This window comes from Bacillus sp. FSL R9-9497 (assembly GCF_038005805.1).
In the GTDB taxonomy this organism is placed as follows: Bacteria; Bacillota; Bacilli; order Bacillales; family Bacillaceae_G; genus Bacillus_A; species Bacillus_A cereus.
Map to the genome: position 1 here is coordinate 825,616 of NZ_JBBOTY010000001.1, position 19,822 is coordinate 845,437.

Below are 19,822 nucleotides of genomic sequence, written 5' to 3' on the forward strand. Positions count from 1 at the left end.
TAAAGAAAAAGCTTCTTGGGCATTATTTTTGGGGAGGAGCTTACGGGAAGAGGTGTTAAAAGTGAAGAAACCGATAAAAGAACAAAAGATGGTATTGGTCATTCTTTTGAGTAATATATTTATCGCTTTTTTAGGGATTGGATTAATCATTCCGGTTATGCCGTCCTTTATGAATGACATGCATTTAACAGGGAAGACGATGGGATATCTCGTTGCAGTGTTTGCAATGGCTCAGCTCATTACTTCACCTATTACAGGCCGATGGGTTGATCTTTACGGTAGAAAGAAAATGATCATCATTGGATTATTTATTTTTGGTGTTTCAGAACTTCTTTTTGGATTAGGAAAAGATGTATGGATGCTTTATGTAGCAAGGGTGTTAGGCGGAATTAGTGCTGCTTTTATTATGCCTGGTGTTACGGCATATGTTGCGGATATTACATCTATTCAGGAACGTCCAAAGGCGATGGGATACTTATCTGCGGCTATTAGTACTGGATTCATTATAGGTCCTGGAATCGGCGGATTTATTGCAGAATACGGTATACGTGTGCCGTTTTTCGTTGCAGCAGCAATTGCCTTTATAGCATGTGTGATTTCAATCTTTATTTTAAAAGAACCGTTAACAAAAGAAGAACTTGCAGAGATTTCTTCTAATACGAAAGAATCAAGTTTTATTGGGGATTTAAAGAAATCATTACATCCAATGTATGCAATTGCATTTATTATCGTATTTGTACTCGCATTTGGATTATCAGCGTATGAAACGGTGTTTAGCTTATTCTCTGATCATAAATTTGGTTTCTCGCCGAAAGATATTGCAGCAATTATTACAATTAGTTCAATCTTTGGGGTAGTTGTACAAGTATTTATGTTTGGCAAATTGGTAGACATGTTCGGTGAGAAAGTATTAATCCAAATATGTTTAATTGTAGGTGCAGTATTAGCATTCGTCTCAACTGTAGTCTTTAATTATTGGATTGTACTTCTCGTTACTTGCTTCATTTTCTTAGCATTTGATTTACTTCGTCCAGCTTTAACAACGTTTTTATCAAAAGCAGCTGGAAAAGAGCAGGGATTCGTTGCTGGTATGAACTCGACTTATACGAGTTTAGGAAATATCGCAGGGCCAGCGATGGGCGGAATATTATTTGATATGAATATTCATTATCCATATGCATTTTCAGGAGTTGTTTTAATAGTTGGTCTCGCTATTACATTTATGTGGAGAGAGAAACAGTTGGCTGAGAGTTTTGCGAAGTAATAAAACCCCTTACGACGGTAAGGGGTTTTTGTTTTATCCTGTAAAATCCCAATTAAAGTTTCATTTTATAGACTTAATCCAAACCGTTTTAATTCAATAAAAATCCCCTCTAATTGCTTTCCTTTATCCGTTAATGTGTACTCTACACGAGGCGGAACTTCTGGATATACTTTTCTCGTTATAATGCCTTGAGACTCTAATTCTTTTAGTCGAAGTGATAATGTTTTTGGACTAATACCATCCATTGATTTTTGTAAATCACTAAAGCGTAATGTTCCTTCGATAAGAAGATCACGAATGATTAAAAACGTCCATTTTGTACTAATTACATCAAGCGTTTTAGCGATAGGACAAGGTATGCCAGGTAAACCTTTCGTTAATTCAACTGGATCTATATTGCTCATGGAACTAGCCTCCATAAAATTTTTTTAGATGAATTTGCTTTATAGTATCACAAAACTATACTTTTGGTAACTATATGAAAAAAATATCACTACTTCCATAAAGGAAGTTAGTGCATATACAATAGCAATACGAAACAAAAAGGATTTATATAAGGAGGTGGTGATTTCCATGGGGTTAAAAAAGTTACTTGGATTTCTTAGTTTGTTTGTTATTTGTATTGTGCTTGTAGCATGTGGTGTGGAACAAAAAACTGAAGTTCAGTTATTAAAAGAAATGCCAAAGCCAAAAGCAATGACAATTGATCCCTCACTAAGTAAAAAAGAAGCGACAGAAAGGGTTCATGCGGCGCAGCGTTTTTATGCATTTTGGGATACAGGTAAGAAGGAACTTATTCCGCAGACTGTTACTAAAGATTTCTTCGATAATACATTGCCGAAAGGGCGACCACAAGGCATTGAAGGATTAAAGTTTGCAGCGCAAAATTTTCGTAAAGTTGTGCCTGATATACATTGCGAGATTGAAGACTTATTAGTTGTTGGTGATAAAGTAACAGCCCGTCTTTCTTTTACAGGAACGCATAATGGTAAGAAAATTAATTTTTTTGCAATTGATATTTTACATGTGAAAGACGGAAAGATAACGGAAGATTGGCATTTAGAAGATAATCTTACACTACAGCAGCAACTCGGTTTAATAGCTGAAGAGTAGATCATATAGGGGAGAGAAAAGCGATGAAAAATATATTTATTATAAATGGACATGAAAAATACGGTACAAAGGAAGGACGATTAAATAAAACGTTAGTAGATTATATGGTAACGGTATTAAGTGAGAAGCATCATGTGAAAACAACAACGATTCAAGATGGTTATAGTATTAAAGAAGAACAAGAGAAGTTTTTATGGGCCGATGTTGTGATTTATCAAACGCCAATTTACTGGTTTAGTGTACCAGGCTTATTTAAAACGTATATGGATGAAGTATATGAATACGGTTTGTTCTTTAAAGGTGCTGATGAATATGGAACAGGTGGTTTATTAAAAGAGAAAGAGTATATGTTCTCTACAACTTGGAATGCACCTGAAAAAGCATTTGGAGATAAGACGAAGTTCTTTGAAGGAGAAAGTTTAGAATCAGCGCTTAGTCATTTACATCGCGTGCAGAAGTTTCTCGGTATGAGTCCGTTAAAGAGTTTTGCTTGTTATGATGTGGTGAAGAATCCGGATATAGAGAAGTATTTATTGAACTTGAAAGATCACTTAGATGGAGTAATTAAATAATAGTATGTGAAGAAGGTACTACTAAGGATGTAGTACCTTCTCCTTTTATAATGACTCATATTTTAAGACATGGATGGCTGTATCCATAACTTCGCAAAATTTGCCCAACCGAATGAATCAATTGTTACGTTTTTTAAAGAAGAAGGGTATGTTTTTCTTTTTAAAACGTGATAGTTAAATAAAATGATGTGTTCTGCTTGTAAAAACTCTTCAATCTCATACATGAGTTCATAGCGCTTTTCTTTATTTTCTTCTAGTAAAAATATATCTAGTAAACAGTTAATTTGTTTTTCGTAGTGCGGGTCCATGAACCGATTTACGAAGCAACTTTTATTTTTAAATACATTTAAGAATGCAATTTCATGATTGGCAGCAAAGACTTCTCCCATGAAAATAATATCAGCATGTTTATCAATAGAGCGATTCATATAATCTGAAACGGGAAATGGGTGAAGCTCTACTTGTATACCTAAACTTTCACATCGTTCTTTTAAGAAATATGCATCATTTGCACTATCTTTAAATGCGAAGAAGTAAATATGTATCGTTTCTCCATTATATGTACTCTTTTTCAAATACTCTTTTGCCTTTTCTAAAGAGTAGGATCTTCTTGTTGCAAGGCGGCTTCTATCAGGGAAAAAGCTTGATGCAGCAATTGTCCGTCTACCCTCTATGTTACGAAGTATCATTTCAACATCATATAGTTCTCTCCAAGCTTTTCGAAAGTAAATGTCGTGATGAGGACCAGGTTTTGTAAAGTTGAAGCTAGCATAAATACAACCTATTTCTTCTATTTGTATATCATGCCTTTCATTTTCCTCTTCGTTTGGTAGTTCATAATCAGCATCTATTTGCACATGGTCAGGAATACCCCAAAATTCAATACGGTCTAATAACGCACGCTCTTTAAAATAATGGGTGAACGCTTCGAGTACGATATTATCTTCAGAGTAATGAGCAAGTTTGAAAGGTCCAGTACCTATATAATGATGATTTTGAATACTCGTATCACGCGGTAAAATTGCGAGCTGCATTGAACTTACATAGTGTAAGAAAAATAAATTTGGTTTTGCTAAATGGAATCGAATTTGCAGTGGTGATGGTGTTTCAATTTGAACAATTTCTTCTGTTAACCATTCGAAAGGGGATTGAACTTGCTTTAGTCTTTCAAATGAAAACTGTACATCTTTAGAAGTTAAAATTGATTCATTGTGAAAATATATATCTTTTCGTAAATAAAAGGTCCACGTAAGTCCATCTTCACTTAATTCCCATGTATGCGCAATGTGAGGCTCCATTTTTTCAGTAACATCGTTATAGACGACTAACGTATCAAAAATTTGACTCGTAAGATGACTCTCTGTAGTTACAGCCACAAAAGCCGGATCTAATGGGAATATCTTTCTCGATATAGGAATCTTTAATACGTCGTACATATCATTTGAAGGTTCGTATCCAAAATGATGATGTAGTTTATTTTCTATCTTTTTTTGAAGTGCAAGGGGTAGGGGTTCTTTTAAAAGAAGAAAGATATCTTTTAATTTTTCTTGTGCTAACAGTTCATCTGTATAGGACTCAATCGCTTCTACGAAATTATGTATAAATAGAATTTCCGTTTTATGTCCGCGGCCTCGCCCTGGAGTCCAGCTAATTAATTGCTCCTCGCTCATTTTCTTTAATAAAATCTTTACGTTTTTCGTACTGCAATATAAAACATCCGCTAATTCTTGTAAGCTATTTCGCATATGTTGTTGATCTTGTGCATGTAGTCTTAGTCTAATGTAATAGTCCATAATTTTCATATATACACTTCCTTCTATCATAAAAGGGGAAACTCTTTAGAATATTCTAACCTTTTTCTTCCTTTTTTTCAAAGTAAAATAAGTAAGCATAAGGAGGGGAAACAATGGGATTTTGGAGTATGCATCGAAATATAAAAATTAGAATTATAACATCGTTTTTAACACGTACTGTGTCTACGATGATTTTTCCATTTATGGCGATTTATTTTTCCATAAAGTTAGGTAGTGCGATTGCTGGTGCGTTACTACTTATTAATGTCATAGCTTCATTAGTAATTGGTTTATACGGTGGATATGTTGGAGACCGGCTTGGGCGTAAAAAGGTTATGATTATCGGTCAAAGTATACAAGTCATTTCCATTGCTTGTATGGGAGTTGCGAATTCGGATTACGTTGACTCACCGTGGTTAACATTTGTGTTTATGTTAGTGAATAGTTTAGGATCGGGACTTATGAATCCTGCGACAGAAGCGATGTTAATTGATGTGAGTACACCTGAAAATCGAAAAGTGATGTACAGCATTAATTACTGGGCTATTAATTTATCGATTGCGATTGGAGCGATATTTGGAGGATTACTATTTGAAAACTATAGACTACAATTGTTTATCGTATTAACGCTTGTTGCCATTATGACTTTATATGTGATGGCTGTGTATATGGAAGAAGTGTATGTAGCACGAAAAACGATGGAGAAGAAAAATGTATTAAAAGATATGGCAGATAGTTATAAAGTCGTGATGAAAGATAAAGCATTTTTAATTTTTTGTGCAGCGAGTATATGTACATTATCGTTAGAGTTTCAAATTAATAATTATTTAGGGGTACGTTTGCAGAAGGAATTTGAAACGGTGCACTTTTTATTCGGGAATGGTTTTACGTTTGATTTAACAGGTATTCGCATGCTGAGCTGGATTTCTGCAGAGAATACAATTTTAGTTGTGTTATGTTCAGCACTTCTTATTAAAATGCTGAAAAGCTTCAACGATTTGAAAATCTTATATGTAGGCTTATTTATTTACACGATTGGATTTACAATACTCGGAACGAGCAATAGCTTATGGATTTTATTAATTGCAGGGCTTTTCCAAACAGTAGGCGAGATGATGTATGTGCCAGTGCGTCAATCTATTATGGCAGATATGGTGCCAAATGAGGCAAGAGGTTCTTATATGGCGATTAACGGAATGGTCTTTCAAGTGGCAAAAATGAACGGGGCATTAGGTGTTATGCTAGGTTCATTTATTGCATCTTGGGGTATGAGTGCTCTGTACTTTATCGTTGGTATGAGCAGTATTTTATTATTTATGAAGGCGATAGGGAAAGAGCAGTATGAGGATGAGAGAAATGTTTCTCAAATTGGATGAAACTATATAAAAGCGAACCAGTTATACTGGGACTCGCTTTTTATATAATTTTTAGAACGGATCAACTTCAGCTAAATTTGGAGTAGTACTAGGCTGTAGTAAAAGATTTTTTAATGTGCCTACTTCAGAAAGCGCTACTAATATGTAGCCACTAATCAGTACAATAAGCCCAATGATGCGTAACGTTTGTAAGCTCACTTCATTATTATTCGTTTCCGTTGGATTTGGGGGCGTTGAAGGTGGATTGTTATTCATAAATAAGGCTCCCATCTTTTTTTATTTATATATGTGTAAAATCATTATTTAACTTATGGATAGGAATCGTATAGTCATTTTCACTATATGAGAAATGCCTATGAAAAGTGATTAGAAATTTGGGGGCAAGAAAAGAGGGGGTCTCAAAAGATTATTGAAAATGAGATTCTTTTTGTTTTTTATACAAATCAAAAGGTTAACCAAAGTAGCTAAACAGCTATTTTGGCTAACCTATAATAACTATCCCAATATACGCAACGATTCTTCAATAAACGCTGGGATGTCCTCTGGCTGTCTACTTGTTACTAGCTGATTTTGACATACGACAACCTCTTTGTCATGAAAGTTCCCGCCGGCATTTTTTAAATCGACTTCAATAGATTTATATCCAGTTACATCGCGTCCTTCAAGTGTTTGTGCAGTGATGAGTAGCTGAGGTCCGTGACAAATAGCGAAAACAGGTTTTTCCGCATCCATAAATGCTTTACTAAAGCGAACAAAACGTTCATCGGCACGAAGTATATCTGGAGAAAATCCACCCGGTATGAAGAGGGCATCAAAGTTCTCTGGAGAAACATCATCAATACTTTTATCAATCACGACTTCACTTTTTCCTTGCTTACCGTGTACCGTTTTCCCTTTTTCCATTTCAATAGTTGTGAATTCATATCCCTTTTGTTTAAAAGCTTCTACTGGCTCTGTGTATTCTGTATCCTCGAAATAATCCGTTATTAAAATAGCAATTTTTTTACTCATCCTAATCCGCTCCTTATATTATATTATCGGCTCCAGAATCTTCCTTGGGCAATGCCTTCTATAAATGATTCAATTGAAGTATTTGTTAAGTTGTAAACTCCTGCTCCATCCAGTTTAATCTTACTATGGTCCAAAGCATGAGGATTACTAAGGACATGAGCTATCGGTTTAAAATGTTTAAAAGTAGTTTCTGCAAATTCTAAAACAGGGGGTTGAATGACAGACTCACTACTAAACACTAATACTGCATCAAAAAGGGAGGAGTCTGTTGTTGTATAAGTATCAGTTACTTTAATGGAATCATTGAACTGATAAATTTTATTATCTATGATGCTATAGTTAATTCGGTGTTGTACAAAAGCTTGAATCCATTCGGACAGAAGTGAGACGCTTGGGTCACCATTTAATAGAATTGCAACATTTTTGGAATCAGATTTAAAAATAGTATTGGACATACTTAGTGCAGGTGATTTTGCATCTGAATTTACTTCGTGATTTTCCTTAGGTAAAGGAGCTCCAATAATGTTAGCGACTTCTTGTGCTAATTGACGATCGACGTGGTTTAGAAGAGCAATTACATTTGCCTTCACCATGTCTGATTTACACTTCCCAACTTCAAAGCAAAAAGCTTCTTTTATGTGCTGCTTTTCAATAGGGCTCATACTATTGTAGAAAAGTTTAGCCTGAGAATAGAAGTTAAGAAAGCTTTTACTGCGACCTCTAATTTTATGCCCATCAATCTTTTCTTGATAATGTTCATATCCTCCTTGTTCGGCTTGGACGGTTGCAGGTTGATTGTTATTTAATCCATTAGGATGATAGCTTGTTTGACCGCGATGAATCTGCATTTGATGCATACCATCACGTTGATTATTATGAAAAGGACATACGGGTTGATTGATAGGGATTTGATGGAAATTAGGGCCCCCTAAACGAGATAATTGTGTATCTGTATAGGAGAATAATCTTCCTTGCAGAAGAGGGTCATTTGAAAAATCAATACCTGGTACGACATGACCAGGGTGAAAAGCTACCTGCTCTGTTTCAGCAAAGAAGTTATCAACATTTTTATTGAGTGTCATTTTACCAACTAATTTTACGGGAACTTCTTCTTCTGGCCATAATTTCGTTGGATCTAAAATATCAAAATCAAATTTATGTTCATCTTCTTCTGGAATTAGCTGTAATCCAAGCTCCCATTCAGGATAATCCCCTTTTTCAATTGCTTCGTATAAATCTTGACGATGAAAATCAGGATTTTTCCCGGCAATCTTTTGAGCTTCATCCCATACTAATGAATGAACCCCGAGGGTAGGTTTCCAGTGAAACTTTACGAAATGGGCTTTTCCTTCTGCGTTAATGAGTCGAAATGTGTGAACTCCAAAACCTTCCATCATTCGTAAACTACGCGGAATAGCTCGGTCGCTCATTTGCCACATGACCATATGAGTGGACTCAGGATTATGCGCAACAAAGTCCCAAAAGGTATCATGAGCGCTAGCTCCTTGAGGAATATCATTATGTGGTTCTGGTTTAACTGCATGGACAAAATCAGGAAATTTAATAGCATCTTGGATAAAGAATACTGGCATATTATTACCCACTAAATCATAGTTTCCTTCATCTGTATAAAATTTTGTGGCGAATCCGCGTACATCTCTTACTGTGTCGTTGGATCCTTTAGAACCTTGAACGGTTGAGAACCGTACAAATACAGGTGTTTTCTTTGAAGGATTAGTAAGAAAATCTGCTTTCGTATATGTTTCTAAAGATTCATAAAGCTGAAAATAACCATGAGCGCCAACCCCGCGTGCATGAACAATCCTTTCGGGAATTCGTTCGTGATCAAAATGGGTCATTTTCTCGCGAAAGTGGAAATCCTCCATTAAGGTTGGGCCTCTTAAGCCCATCTTTAAAGAAAATTCATCTTCAGCTATTTTTACCCCTTGATTTGTTGTTAAAGCATGTTTGCATTGATTGTCAGTAACGTGATGCTTCAATTGTTCCGTTTTTTTATTCACAATATAGGCCCCTCCTTTACTCTGTTAATTAATAGATACCCTTTTTATTAGGTCGTAAACATGTATTATCGTTTTTGTATGTAAAAATCATAAAATATCGGTTGTTTCAGTGATTCTTGTTTGAGGAAGCAAAATAAAAACGCCAAGGATAATTTATTTTCTCCTTGGCGTTTAAGATATTTCTTTTCGTTAAAACGAAGAAACGCGTTGCTTCGTTTTTGGTACAATAATAAATTTGATCCAGAGTAACCCGACAATCATAATGATAAGGCTATGTAAAAATTGACCTGTAGCAATGAGTATAACACTCGAAAATACAATGAGTTGAATACTTAGCAATATAAAGATTAAGCTAAGAAATTGCTTCATTCTTTCTGCAGTACCAATTGGATATAATGTTGCAATAATATTTCCCGAAAAATATTTCCACAGTGAACGGAGCTGCATAGAAATCATATATAGAACGATGTAAGCGATAGCGCCTTTTACGTATATATTTGGTATAAAATATAATGCGAAGGCACCAATTAATCCTAAGCGAATATATATACCGAAATAATCATTCCCACGTAAAAATGCGAGTGTATGTAAATAGAAGAAAGTTGCTTGTTTTTTATGTAATAAAGGTTCAATCCAATTTGTAAGCCATTTTCTTTTATTTACTTGTTTATTCAGTTGCGGAACATCGGTAAAAATGCTAGCAAATTGATAAAAACGAACGTTCATTTTTTCTTCTTGCTCGATTATGTAATCCCACGGTATTCGTTTTGTAGGCTGTTTTTTCGTGTATAGAAGTAGGAAAGCAAGTAGTAAGAGTAGTCCGCCCAATATGAGAACATTTGCGGAATAAAACAGCATGTAAATGATTAGGGCGTTACAAGTAATACGGATGATCAGCCATATATTTTTTTCATGACTATCGCGCCACATCCAATGTATGTACATGTTCCAAGCTTTCGTAACCATTAAAACGATAAAGATTGTACATAAGAAAGGAACCGTTAATTGCAATGATTGCAGTGCAAGTGGTACGAGAATAAGGAACGTAAATAATAATGGGAAAAGCTGAATGATGTAATTATATAGAAGAGATTTTTTGAAATAAGATGTTAATTTCTCTTCTAGTGCTAGTAAATAGACAGCGTCAGGTTTCTGAATAAATGTACGGATAGGGCATCTCGTTATAATGAACGTAAGTACAATCGTTATAATTATTAAAGATATTCCTTTAGAAGGAGATGCTTTTAGAAACTGAGCATAATAATATGCACCAACACATGAAATAAAGATAAAGCTATATAGTAAACCGTTAATCATACGTGCAAAGTATGTAATGATATTTTGAATATGTTGTTGGAAGCGACTGCTCCATAGCGATTCGATTGACATGTTTTTCACCTCTTTGTTCTATTATATATGTTTTACAAAAGAAAAAACGAGCAAATTGCGTTATGCAACTTGCCCGTTTTTCTTTTCGTTATTTTTTTTCTGATCACGATTCATTAATGGATAGAAAGCAAATCCAATTACGAATAAACCAATTCCGAGAAGGAACGTTTTTATATCGGATGCGCCGGTTTTAATAACCCATAGTGCGTAGCAAAGTGCGATAACTGCGACTATGCCATCTGTAATTCTTGCCCGCATTTCATTTTTATATGTTTCACCAGTTGCGACTAGTTTTAACTGGAAGATTGGTGAAACGAGATATGGAATGAGGTAGGCCAGTGTCGATACGGTAATAACGAATGTATAAGCTTCCGCAATGGTTCCTGATAATGTTGAGAATAGGAATACTTGCGACATAATGTTTGTTAATCGTAATGAGTAAATTGGACTTCCTTTTTTATTTGTTTTCGTGAAGAAGGAAGGGAAGAAACCTTCTTTTGCTGCTTGATAAGGTACTTCTGAGCTTAATAAAATCCAGCCTAAGATAGAACCAAACAGGGAAGTAAGAGCAAGTAATGCCATCAGTTTCCCGCCGCCATGACCCATTGCAGCATTTAGTGCATCTGCTAATGGACGTTCAGAAGCTTGTAATTTATCAACGTGAAGTACACCCATTGTTAAAATTGTGATTCCTAAGTAAATCGCAACTGTAATAAGTAATCCCGCAACTGTTGCACGTTTTACCGTTTTTGGAGAAACAGCACGGTTTGATAAAAGAACGGCTGATTCAATTCCGATAAACGCCCAAAGCGTTGTAAGAGCAGCTAAATTTACTTGTGAAAGAAGACCGTGTGATGCACCTGATTTATCAATCATCGGTGTGTACCATTGTCCAAACTTAGAAGCTTCGAATGCAAATAACGTAACGACGATGAATAAAAGGAATCCAGTTACTTTCGTTGTTGTTGCTAAGAAGTTTAGTTTTCCAGCTCCGCTTACACCGTTCGTTAATATAATATGAGTTCCCCAAAGTAAGATGGAACAAATCGTAAATGTAATTAGTTTTCCGACTTCTACGTTAAACGAGCCGATTGAAAATAGTAGTCGCGTATCTTTCATAATTGGGAAGAAGAGTGATAAATATCCCGCAAATGATGTAATGATGGCAACGTTACTTGCCCAGTTTGCAACCCAATATCCCCATACCATACTGAATCCAGCCATTTTTTTCTTTTTTGGTGTTGAGAATAAAGCATATGCATGACTTTGTGGTCCTGTCGTTAAATCAGGACGACGAATTGCTAAATTACCGAAAACAAGAGCTAGCATTAAAACACCAAACCCTGTAGTTAACCAAGCTAAAGTGACACCGAGTGGGCTTGCTGTTTGTGCCAACGTACTTGGCACCATGAAAATACCAGCGCCAACCATGTTACCGACAACGAAAGCTGTTAGTACCCAAAAGCCCCATTTTTTTTGTTGCATAGAAAATACCTCCAAAGTTAGTATAACCAAGTCAAGCGAGGAGATATGTATGTCTTCCTGAGTCAGGAAGAGAAGTCCCAAACAAAACAAAAAAAGCACGTAATTTGCCGCTACATGCTTTCTATCTTATAAGAAACCCGCGACATACCTCTCGATAGCTCTCCACAAACGAAACGTTTGTGACAGTTCTGCACTTATTAAATGCAGACCCAGCAAGCGTGCATGGTGGACACGACTTACTTCGGCAAACATTCCTTTCTCATTCCTTCATCAATGCCACTACATCTCCTGAAATGATACTCTTAATGATTGCAACCTCTACCTCACCGAGATACGAATGAGGATTTAAATATTAAATTAACGTCTTTAAGAGTAACAAATGAATTTTTATACGTCAATGGATATAGTAATAATCAGATTATAGAGAAGAGTTTGTGATTAAAAGTGAGTTAGGAGAGGCTGTAACGATTATTAGTTCGGCAGAAGAAACAGCGATAGAGTTAAGTACCATTTTACAGCACAAAGGAATTTTGTCTGACAATCTGAATCCGAAGCATCGCTTTTTTACAACGGGATCTGTTTTATCATTTGAACATATCGCTGAGCGATGGCTAGGGTATCAAATTTCTGTAGAATGTGTACATTTGCCTATGAAAAATGCGTGTATACATAATTAAGATTTAGTAAATTACTTTTTTTTATAAATGAGGTTCGTTTCATAAGAAGGAAAGAATAAGCTTTTAATTGAAGTGTTTAAGGGCAGTTCAATTAAAGGGGAGATTGGATTATGGAATTATTAAGATCTCAATTATTTGCTTTAGAGTATATTTCAAAATATGCAGAGAACGAAAAACGTGGGGCTAAAGCAACGATTAATCATATACTTAAAATGTCTAATATTACAGATGAAATATTTGAAGAAGCTGTCGCTAATTTAAAATCTCATGCAAGGATTGCTTTACACTTTCATCCAGACAGATTAGATTTGAATATGAAAAGTATCGCTGAAGCACTGTTTGAGCAAGGAGTATATAAAAGTCAATTTGAAACGTTGCTATCTAATGGAAGCGTATCTGCTTATCCTGGTGGTGAACGTGACCTTTGGGAAAAGAGAATATTTGGAGGGGCATATCAATTAGAAGGCGTAACGAATGATCAACGGCCAAAATACGGAGCGCTAAATTTAATGTTACATCCAGATGGGCCGGCTCCGCGTTTTGGTTCATGTTATTTTCTCTTATCTCCAAAAGTTTCTTCGCGCTCTACATATACATATTTAGATTCGCATCAAGATCCGAAAGAAAAGGGGACTTATGAGGAGTTTGATATGATTTTAGCTGCTCTTTTGGAAGAGACATTCGTAAGAGATTTTGCAATTGGTGAAGGGAATTTGACGCCAACAATATTAATTAATCATTTACTAGCTAACCTGAAAAGGCCGTTTATAGATTTAGTAAGCAAAGAGCCAGCCCGTAATCTTAATCATTATATTGAAGCGCAAATTCATGGAGAGATTTCTCTTAAAGAAGACGTGGAGGCGCTTGTTGCAGATCCTTCATTTAAGGGTACGGATGTAGGGAAAGTTTTAGAAGAAATTTGCCTGAAGTATGCTATAGATTTGTATTGGCACATCGGTTTTGTACTTATGGTAGACGAAGTTCCGATGGATTTTAGAGGTTCAAAAATGCCATCTTTAGCAAGACGCATTGCACGGAATCATTGCATCGATGCAAATATAATTGGCTCTGCTGTAGTAGATTTGAAACGCAATCCATTATCTTGGAGTGATCGTGGAACTTATGAAGAAGTGCTTCAGGAATTAAAATTATTATGGCATGTTTTAGTTCGATTTGGAAAACCAAATCGGAAGTAGAACGAAATACTCCGTTTTTTGGAAGTATTTATATAGAAAAGAAGCTGATCTATAAATAGATCAGCTTCTTTTTATAAGATTAAACTAAGTTTAATACAGTTACTTTTTCACGTGTCATAGACTCAAGGCTCTTACGAATACCTTGTGCACCCATACCTGAACCTTTTACACCGATGAATGGGAAGTGATCAGGGCCGCGCTCTGTGCGTCCGTTAATTTGTACAGAACCAGTTTCGATTTTGTTAGCAATTGCAAATGCTTTGTTAATGTCTTTAGTGAAGACACTTGCTTGCAGACCGAACTCTGATTTGTTAGCAATTTCAATTGCTTGCTCATCTGAAGAAACACGGATGATTGGAAGGATTGGGCCAAATGGCTCTTCCCAAGCAACTTTCATTTCTTCAGTTACGTGGTCGATTAATGTTGGGTAAATTAAGTTACGCTCACGTTTGTTACCGATAACAATCGTAGCACCTTTTTCTACAGCGTCGTCAACTAAACCTTGAACGAAGTCAGCAGATTTATCGTCGATTAATGGAACGATTGTGCTGTCTTGTTCTGGAGATCCAACTGAGAGTTCAGCTACTTGCGCTTTTAATAAGCCAACAAGCTCGTCCGCTACGTTTTCGTGTACAAGTACACGCTTAATAGCTGTACAACGTTGACCAGAGTAAGAGAATGCACCGCTTACGATATGGTTTGCAGCATCTTGTAAGTCAGCATCTTCACGAACGATACCAGGATCTTTACCACCAAGTTCTAATACAAGTGGAATCATGGAAGCTTTTTTCGCTAAATGTTTACCTGTGTTTGTACCACCTGTGAACGATACCATATTGATGCCTTCGTGTTCTACTAAGTAGTCACCAATTACAGAACCGCGTCCTGTAGCTACGTTTACAAGACCTTTTGGAAGGCCAGCTTTATGAAGTGCTTCAACCATTTTAATACCACTAATTGCACCTTGAGTGGCTGGTTTGAAAATAACAGCGTTACCCATAATTAATGCTGGTGCAAGTTTTGCAGCAGATAAATTTACTGGGTAGTTAAATGGTGCGATTGCTAATACAACACCAAGTGGTGCGCGTTGGATAATCGCAAGTTTAGATTTTGTACCGCCCGGGAAGCTATCGCCCATCATGCTTTCTCCGTGCATATGTAAAGCTTCTTCGATCGTGTAACGAATGAAATCAGCCGTACGAACAACTTCTTTCTTCGCATCTTTATATCCTTTACCGACTTCTTTCATAATGATATCGGCAATTTCATCTTGCATATTTACGAGCTCATCAGCCCATTTATATAAATACTTTGCGCGATCTTGTAGAGAAGCTTCCGCCCATGATTTTTGAGCTTCTTTTGCAGATGCAATTGCTTCATCTACTTCTCCGCGAGTAATTGCTTGTACTTGTCCAATTACTTCGTGTAAGTATGGAGATGGAATTTCGATTGTTTCTCCTGAAGAGCTTTCTCTCCATTCTCCGTTTAAATAAAATTTGTACGTATTGCTAGTTGTCATGATTAGTCCTCCTAAAATAGCAACTTGTAAGAGTGAGTATAAGGTGATTGTAGGGGGTTTGATAACATTTTTCAAATGAAATGTTTGTGAAAACGATTTCTTATTCCTTTTTTATTTTGTATGCCCTTTCTTGCAGAACATTCTCTTATTTCAAAATGATGCATCATATATTTTTATTCCATGTGTAAAAAAACAATTGACAGAATACTCAATAAAGTTGTAAGATTATAAATGGAAAATAAATGAAGGGGGTGTGCGTAATGATTGTAATCGTAAATGTAATGGGCTTAGCTCTGTTAAATGGCAGAAAACATTCATATCATTACGCAACCCGTGCGGATATATAGGGCATCTTTGTCTTATAAAAAGCGTACGTTGCGTATATCGTAACGTACGCTTTTTATGCATTTTTGTGCATATCGTCAAGCGGCGGTATGCTTTTTTTTGTTTATTTTCCATGCTACTATATAAAACTTTGGAAGGTGGAAAAATGTGATGAGATTGTATGGGTTACGAAATGTAAATGTGATGGGTCTGGATAGTGGATAAAGAAATGAGAGGTAAACGAGAACGAGAAGGGAGAGGTTACATTGTTATCAGTATTACTAAAGTTAAAATGGTTTTTTAAAGAGCATTGGAAGAGATATAGTATCGCCATTGGAGCTCTTTTAATTGTGAATATAGTTGAAGTTATTCCCCCGAAAGTGTTAGGGGTTACGATTGATAATATAAAAACAGGAACGTTATCAAACGAAGCTATTATACAGTCTATTCTTATTTTAATTGGGGTTACCATAGTTGGATATGGTCTCACTTTCGTATGGCAACATCAATTGTTTGGTGGTGCATTCGTACTGGAGAAGACGATGCGCTCTAAATTTATGGGCCATTTACTTAAGATGACGCCGACTTTTTATCAAAAAAATCGTACTGGTGATTTAATGGCGAGAGCGACAAATGACTTAAAAGCAATCGCTATGACAGCTGGTTTCGGTATATTAACGCTCGTTGATTCGAGTTTATATATGCTTACGATTGTCTTTATGATGGGATTTACAATTAGTTGGGAGCTTACATTTGCAGCACTTATACCGCTTCCAATTATGGCGTATGCGATGAATATATATGGAAAGAAATTGCATGAAAGATTTACAGTTGCGCAAGATGCGTTCGGTGATATGAACGATAAAGTATTAGAATCGATTGCTGGCGTGCGTGTTATTCGTGCGTATGTACAAGAGAATGCAGATCAGGAAAGATTTCATCAATTAGGAGATGACGTCTACGAAAAGAATATGAAAGTAGCTAGAATTGATGCACTATTCCAGCCAACTGTGAAAATGCTTGTCGGTCTTAGTTATTTAATTGGTTTAGTGTACGGTGCATATCTTGTATTTCAATCAAAGGTGACACTTGGTGAACTCGTTTCATTTAACGTGTATTTAGGGATGATGATTTGGCCGATGTTTGCAATTGGCGAATTAATTAATGTTATGCAAAGAGGAAATGCTTCGCTTGACCGTGTAAATGAAACGTTAGCGTATGAACCGGATGTTAAGGATCCGAAACATCCAAAGCTTGTACAAGAGCCGGATTATATTCAGTTTGATGACGTTACCTTTTCATATCCTTCATCAACTGAAACAAATTTAAAAAAGGTTTCGTTTACATTAAAACAAGGGGAAACGCTTGGGGTTGTTGGAAAAACAGGAAGCGGAAAAACGACGCTCGTACGTCAGCTCCTTCGCCAATATCCACTTGGAGATGGAGATATTGCAGTCTCTGATGTGACGTTAGATAAAATGACGAATGAAAATGTACTCGGCTGGATTGGATATGTACCGCAGGAACATATTTTATTCTCAAAAACAGCAAGGGAAAATATTTTATTCGGAAATAGGGAAGCGACGGAAGAAGAACTTGAGAAAGCAATTGAAATTGCGGCGTTTAAAAAGGATTTAGAGTTTTTACCAGAAGGATTAGAAACGCTTGTCGGAGAGAAGGGTGTTTCTTTATCGGGAGGGCAAAAGCAAAGGATCTCGATTGCGCGGGCTGTTATTCAAAACCCAGAAATATTAATTTTGGACGATTCTTTATCAGCTGTTGATGCTCGTACGGAAGCAGCAATTATTGAAAATATAAGAACAGAAAGAAGCGGAAAGACGACAATTATTACGACGCATCGTTTATCTGCCGTACAACATGCGGATTGGATTCTCGTTATGGATGAAGGAGAAGTGATGGAAGAAGGTACGCATGATCAGCTTATCCAAAAGGGAGGCTGGTATGCGGAGCAGTTTGAAAGACAACAAGGGGAAAGTGAAAGTGCGGATAGTGGGGTGAAAATATGAGCGTTTCAAAACGATTGTTTCAATATGCGATGAAAGTGAAAGGAACGATTTTTGCAGCGATGCTAATGTTATTTATTTTCGTCATCGCAGAGCTTGCTGGTCCTTTCGTCGCGAAAACGATGATTGACGATCATATCGTTGGAATAGAGAAACCTTGGTATGAAACAGAAAAGAGTGAAGAGGCTGTTTCGTATAATGGCACCTTTTATAAGCGAAGCGATCGCTTCCAGGAAGGTGAGAAAAAAGGAAAAGAAGTACGCGTGATGCAAGTCGGTTTTCAATATTATTTTGTACCGAATAAAGTAAATGCGGAAGGGTCACGGACTGTAAAAGGTGATATGATTACCGTTCAAAATGGTAAAGCGGTGCAAGTGTATAAAGCGAAAGCATTGACGAAAGAAGAAGTGTTTGCGTTTTATAAACCAGAAATAAACCGTTTACTCCTACTTGGTGGTGGCTATTTTGCTTTATTAGTAGTCGTTTCATTATTTGCATACGGAAAGCAATTTTTCTTACAGAAGGCAGCGAACAAAATTATTCAAATTATGAGGGAAGATGTCTTTTCTCATATTCAAACGTTGCCAATTCGTTATTTCGATCATTTACCAGCAGGGAAAATTGTGTCGCGTGTAACGAATGATACGGAAGCCATTCGTGATCTATACGTAACGGTACTTGCGACATTCGTTTCAAGTATCATCTATATTATTGGGATATTCGCTGCGCTATTTTTACTTGATGTAAAATTGGCGACGTTATGTTTACTCATTATCCCGATTTTAATCGTTTGGGCAATTCTTTATAGAAAGTACGCGTCTGTATACAATCATAAAATGCGTTCGCGTTTATCTGATATTAACGGAACAGTAAATGAATCCATTCAAGGGATGCCAATTATTCAAGCGTTCCGTCAAGAGCGTGAAACGAAAAAAGAGTTTGAAGAATTAAATGGCGATTATTTTAAGTATCAAAATAAAATTTTGAATTTAAATGCAGCAACTTCGCATAACTTAGTATCCGTATTAAGAAATATCGCTTTCACAGGTGTGATTTGGTATTTCGGTGGAGCTTCATTAAGTGCTACAGGCGTCATTTCTCTAGGGATACTGTATGCGTTCGTTGATTATTTAACACGATTGTTCTCACCGATTACAAATATGGTGAATCAGCTTGCTAACTTAGAACAATCGCGTGTTGCATCAGAGCGTGTTTTTGAATTGTTAGAGGAAAAAGGAGAAGCAGTAGAAGAAGAGCGTATGCCTCGCTTACAAGGAAATGTGAAGTTTGATAATGTATCGTTTTCTTATAATGGGAAAGATGAAGTGCTAAAAAATATTTCTTTTGAAGCGAAACAAGGCGAGACCGTGGCACTTGTCGGTCATACTGGATCAGGAAAAAGTTCTATTATGAACGTACTCTTTCAGTTTTACGAGTTTGAAAAAGGAAAGCTTACGATTGATGGTCATGATGTAAAAGAGATGCCGAAACAAGCAACTCGTGAACATATGGGAATTGTACTGCAAGATCCGTTTTTATTTAGCGGAACAGTAGCATCTAATGTAAGTTTAGAAAATGAAAAAATTTCAAAAGAGCGCATCGTAAAAGCATTGCGTGATGTTGGTGCTGAAAGATTTGCGAACAATATAAATGAAGAAATTACGGAGAAAGGAAGTACTCTTTCAACCGGAGAACGTCAGCTTATATCGTTTGCTAGGGCGCTCGCTTTTGACCCAGCCATTTTAATTTTAGATGAAGCGACATCTAGTATCGATACAGAAACAGAGGCGATGATTCAACAAGCGCTAGAAGTTGTGAAAAAAGGAAGAACGACATTTATTATCGCTCACCGACTTTCAACAATTAAAAGCGCAGATCAAATTATTGTGCTTGATAGAGGAACCATTTTAGAAAAAGGGTCTCATGATGAGCTAATGAAAAAGCGCGGGCGTTATTACGATATGTACAAAACGCAAATGGAAGGGAACCAGAGCGCTTAATAGGTAAGGTGGAGAACTTGTGATTTTCACAAGTTCTTTTTTTAGTGAATCAGGGCAG

At 36.4% G+C, this 19,822-nt stretch carries 15 protein-coding genes, 1 pseudogene and 1 riboswitch; of the genes and pseudogenes, 8 read left to right on the forward strand and 8 right to left on the reverse strand.

The annotated features are described in order from the left end of the window. Positions 1-61 precede the first annotated feature (61 nt). The gene (locus tag MKY21_RS04315) at positions 62-1,264 is read left to right on the forward strand and encodes an MFS transporter (RefSeq protein WP_000742952.1); all 1,203 of its coding nucleotides are present in this window, start codon (positions 62-64) and stop codon (positions 1,262-1,264) included. A gap of 65 nt (positions 1,265-1,329) precedes the next feature. Here the strand turns inward: MKY21_RS04315 and MKY21_RS04320 are convergent, their stop codons facing one another. Then, complete coding sequence (locus MKY21_RS04320) at positions 1,330-1,668, reverse strand: winged helix-turn-helix transcriptional regulator (protein WP_000065115.1); 339 nt, start codon at positions 1,666-1,668, stop codon at positions 1,330-1,332. A 169-nt stretch (positions 1,669-1,837) separates the two neighbouring features. Here MKY21_RS04320 and MKY21_RS04325 point away from each other — a divergent pair, with 169 nt between their 5' ends. Then, positions 1,838-2,377: an ester cyclase gene (locus MKY21_RS04325; protein ID WP_144575814.1), complete on the forward strand. Its 540-nt coding sequence runs from the start codon at positions 1,838-1,840 to the stop codon at positions 2,375-2,377. 23 nt (positions 2,378-2,400) lie between these two features. Further along, positions 2,401-2,949, forward strand: coding sequence for an NAD(P)H-dependent oxidoreductase (locus tag MKY21_RS04330; RefSeq protein WP_000789187.1), 549 nt, complete (start codon positions 2,401-2,403; stop codon positions 2,947-2,949). Positions 2,950-3,011: 62 nt separating this feature from the next. Here MKY21_RS04330 and MKY21_RS04335 read toward each other — a convergent pair whose 3' ends face one another. After that, positions 3,012-4,772, reverse strand: coding sequence for an SgrR family transcriptional regulator (locus MKY21_RS04335; protein WP_341075523.1), 1,761 nt, complete (start codon positions 4,770-4,772; stop codon positions 3,012-3,014). A gap of 83 nt (positions 4,773-4,855) precedes the next feature. On the opposite strand from MKY21_RS04335, the gene MKY21_RS04340 reads away from it, so the two are divergent. After that, positions 4,856-6,118 (forward strand): MDR family MFS transporter, encoded by a 1,263-nt coding sequence (locus MKY21_RS04340; protein ID WP_000508215.1) that lies wholly within the window; start codon positions 4,856-4,858, stop codon positions 6,116-6,118. 51 nt (positions 6,119-6,169) lie between these two features. Here MKY21_RS04340 and MKY21_RS04345 read toward each other — a convergent pair whose 3' ends face one another. The 5 genes from MKY21_RS04345 to MKY21_RS04365 all read right to left on the reverse strand — a co-directional run bounded on the left by MKY21_RS04345 (position 6,170) and on the right by MKY21_RS04365 (position 12,024). Further along, positions 6,170-6,373, reverse strand: coding sequence for a hypothetical protein (locus MKY21_RS04345; protein ID WP_001063862.1), 204 nt, complete (start codon positions 6,371-6,373; stop codon positions 6,170-6,172). A gap of 240 nt (positions 6,374-6,613) precedes the next feature. Further along, positions 6,614-7,129, reverse strand: coding sequence for a type 1 glutamine amidotransferase domain-containing protein (locus MKY21_RS04350; protein WP_000037532.1), 516 nt, complete (start codon positions 7,127-7,129; stop codon positions 6,614-6,616). Between the two features lie 23 nt (positions 7,130-7,152). Continuing rightward, a complete protein-coding gene (locus MKY21_RS04355; RefSeq protein ID WP_001036536.1) occupies positions 7,153-9,150 on the reverse strand; it encodes a catalase in 1,998 nt (665 codons plus the stop codon). A 189-nt stretch (positions 9,151-9,339) separates the two neighbouring features. Further along, complete coding sequence (locus MKY21_RS04360) at positions 9,340-10,539, reverse strand: ABC transporter permease (RefSeq protein WP_074625337.1); 1,200 nt, start codon at positions 10,537-10,539, stop codon at positions 9,340-9,342. Between the two features lie 60 nt (positions 10,540-10,599). Next, the gene (locus tag MKY21_RS04365) at positions 10,600-12,024 is read right to left on the reverse strand and encodes an amino acid permease (RefSeq protein ID WP_001186301.1); all 1,425 of its coding nucleotides are present in this window, start codon (positions 12,022-12,024) and stop codon (positions 10,600-10,602) included. Between the two features lie 147 nt (positions 12,025-12,171). Next, positions 12,172-12,353, reverse strand: a riboswitch (Lysine riboswitch). 99 nt (positions 12,354-12,452) lie between these two features. Between MKY21_RS04365 and MKY21_RS04370 the strand changes: the two are divergent. Further along, a pseudogene (locus MKY21_RS04370) lies at positions 12,453-12,701 on the forward strand (glutamate racemase); the annotation flags it as partial. Between the two features lie 110 nt (positions 12,702-12,811). Further along, the gene (locus MKY21_RS04375; protein ID WP_341075527.1) at positions 12,812-13,897 is read left to right on the forward strand and encodes a DUF3626 domain-containing protein; all 1,086 of its coding nucleotides are present in this window, start codon (positions 12,812-12,814) and stop codon (positions 13,895-13,897) included. 79 nt (positions 13,898-13,976) lie between these two features. On the opposite strand, the gene gapN is transcribed toward MKY21_RS04375, so the two are convergent. Further along, on the reverse strand, positions 13,977-15,416 hold the full coding sequence (gene gapN / locus MKY21_RS04380) for an NADP-dependent glyceraldehyde-3-phosphate dehydrogenase (RefSeq protein WP_000213630.1): 1,440 nt from the start codon (positions 15,414-15,416) through the stop codon (positions 13,977-13,979). A gap of 590 nt (positions 15,417-16,006) precedes the next feature. On the opposite strand from gapN, the gene MKY21_RS04385 reads away from it, so the two are divergent. Then, a complete protein-coding gene (locus tag MKY21_RS04385) occupies positions 16,007-17,767 on the forward strand; it encodes an ABC transporter ATP-binding protein (protein WP_086391564.1) in 1,761 nt (586 codons plus the stop codon). Beyond that, on the forward strand, positions 17,764-19,764 hold the full coding sequence (locus tag MKY21_RS04390) for an ABC transporter ATP-binding protein (RefSeq protein WP_016117246.1): 2,001 nt from the start codon (positions 17,764-17,766) through the stop codon (positions 19,762-19,764). The genes MKY21_RS04385 and MKY21_RS04390 overlap by 4 nt, the downstream gene beginning before the upstream one ends. The last annotated feature ends 58 nt before the right edge of the window (positions 19,765-19,822 follow it).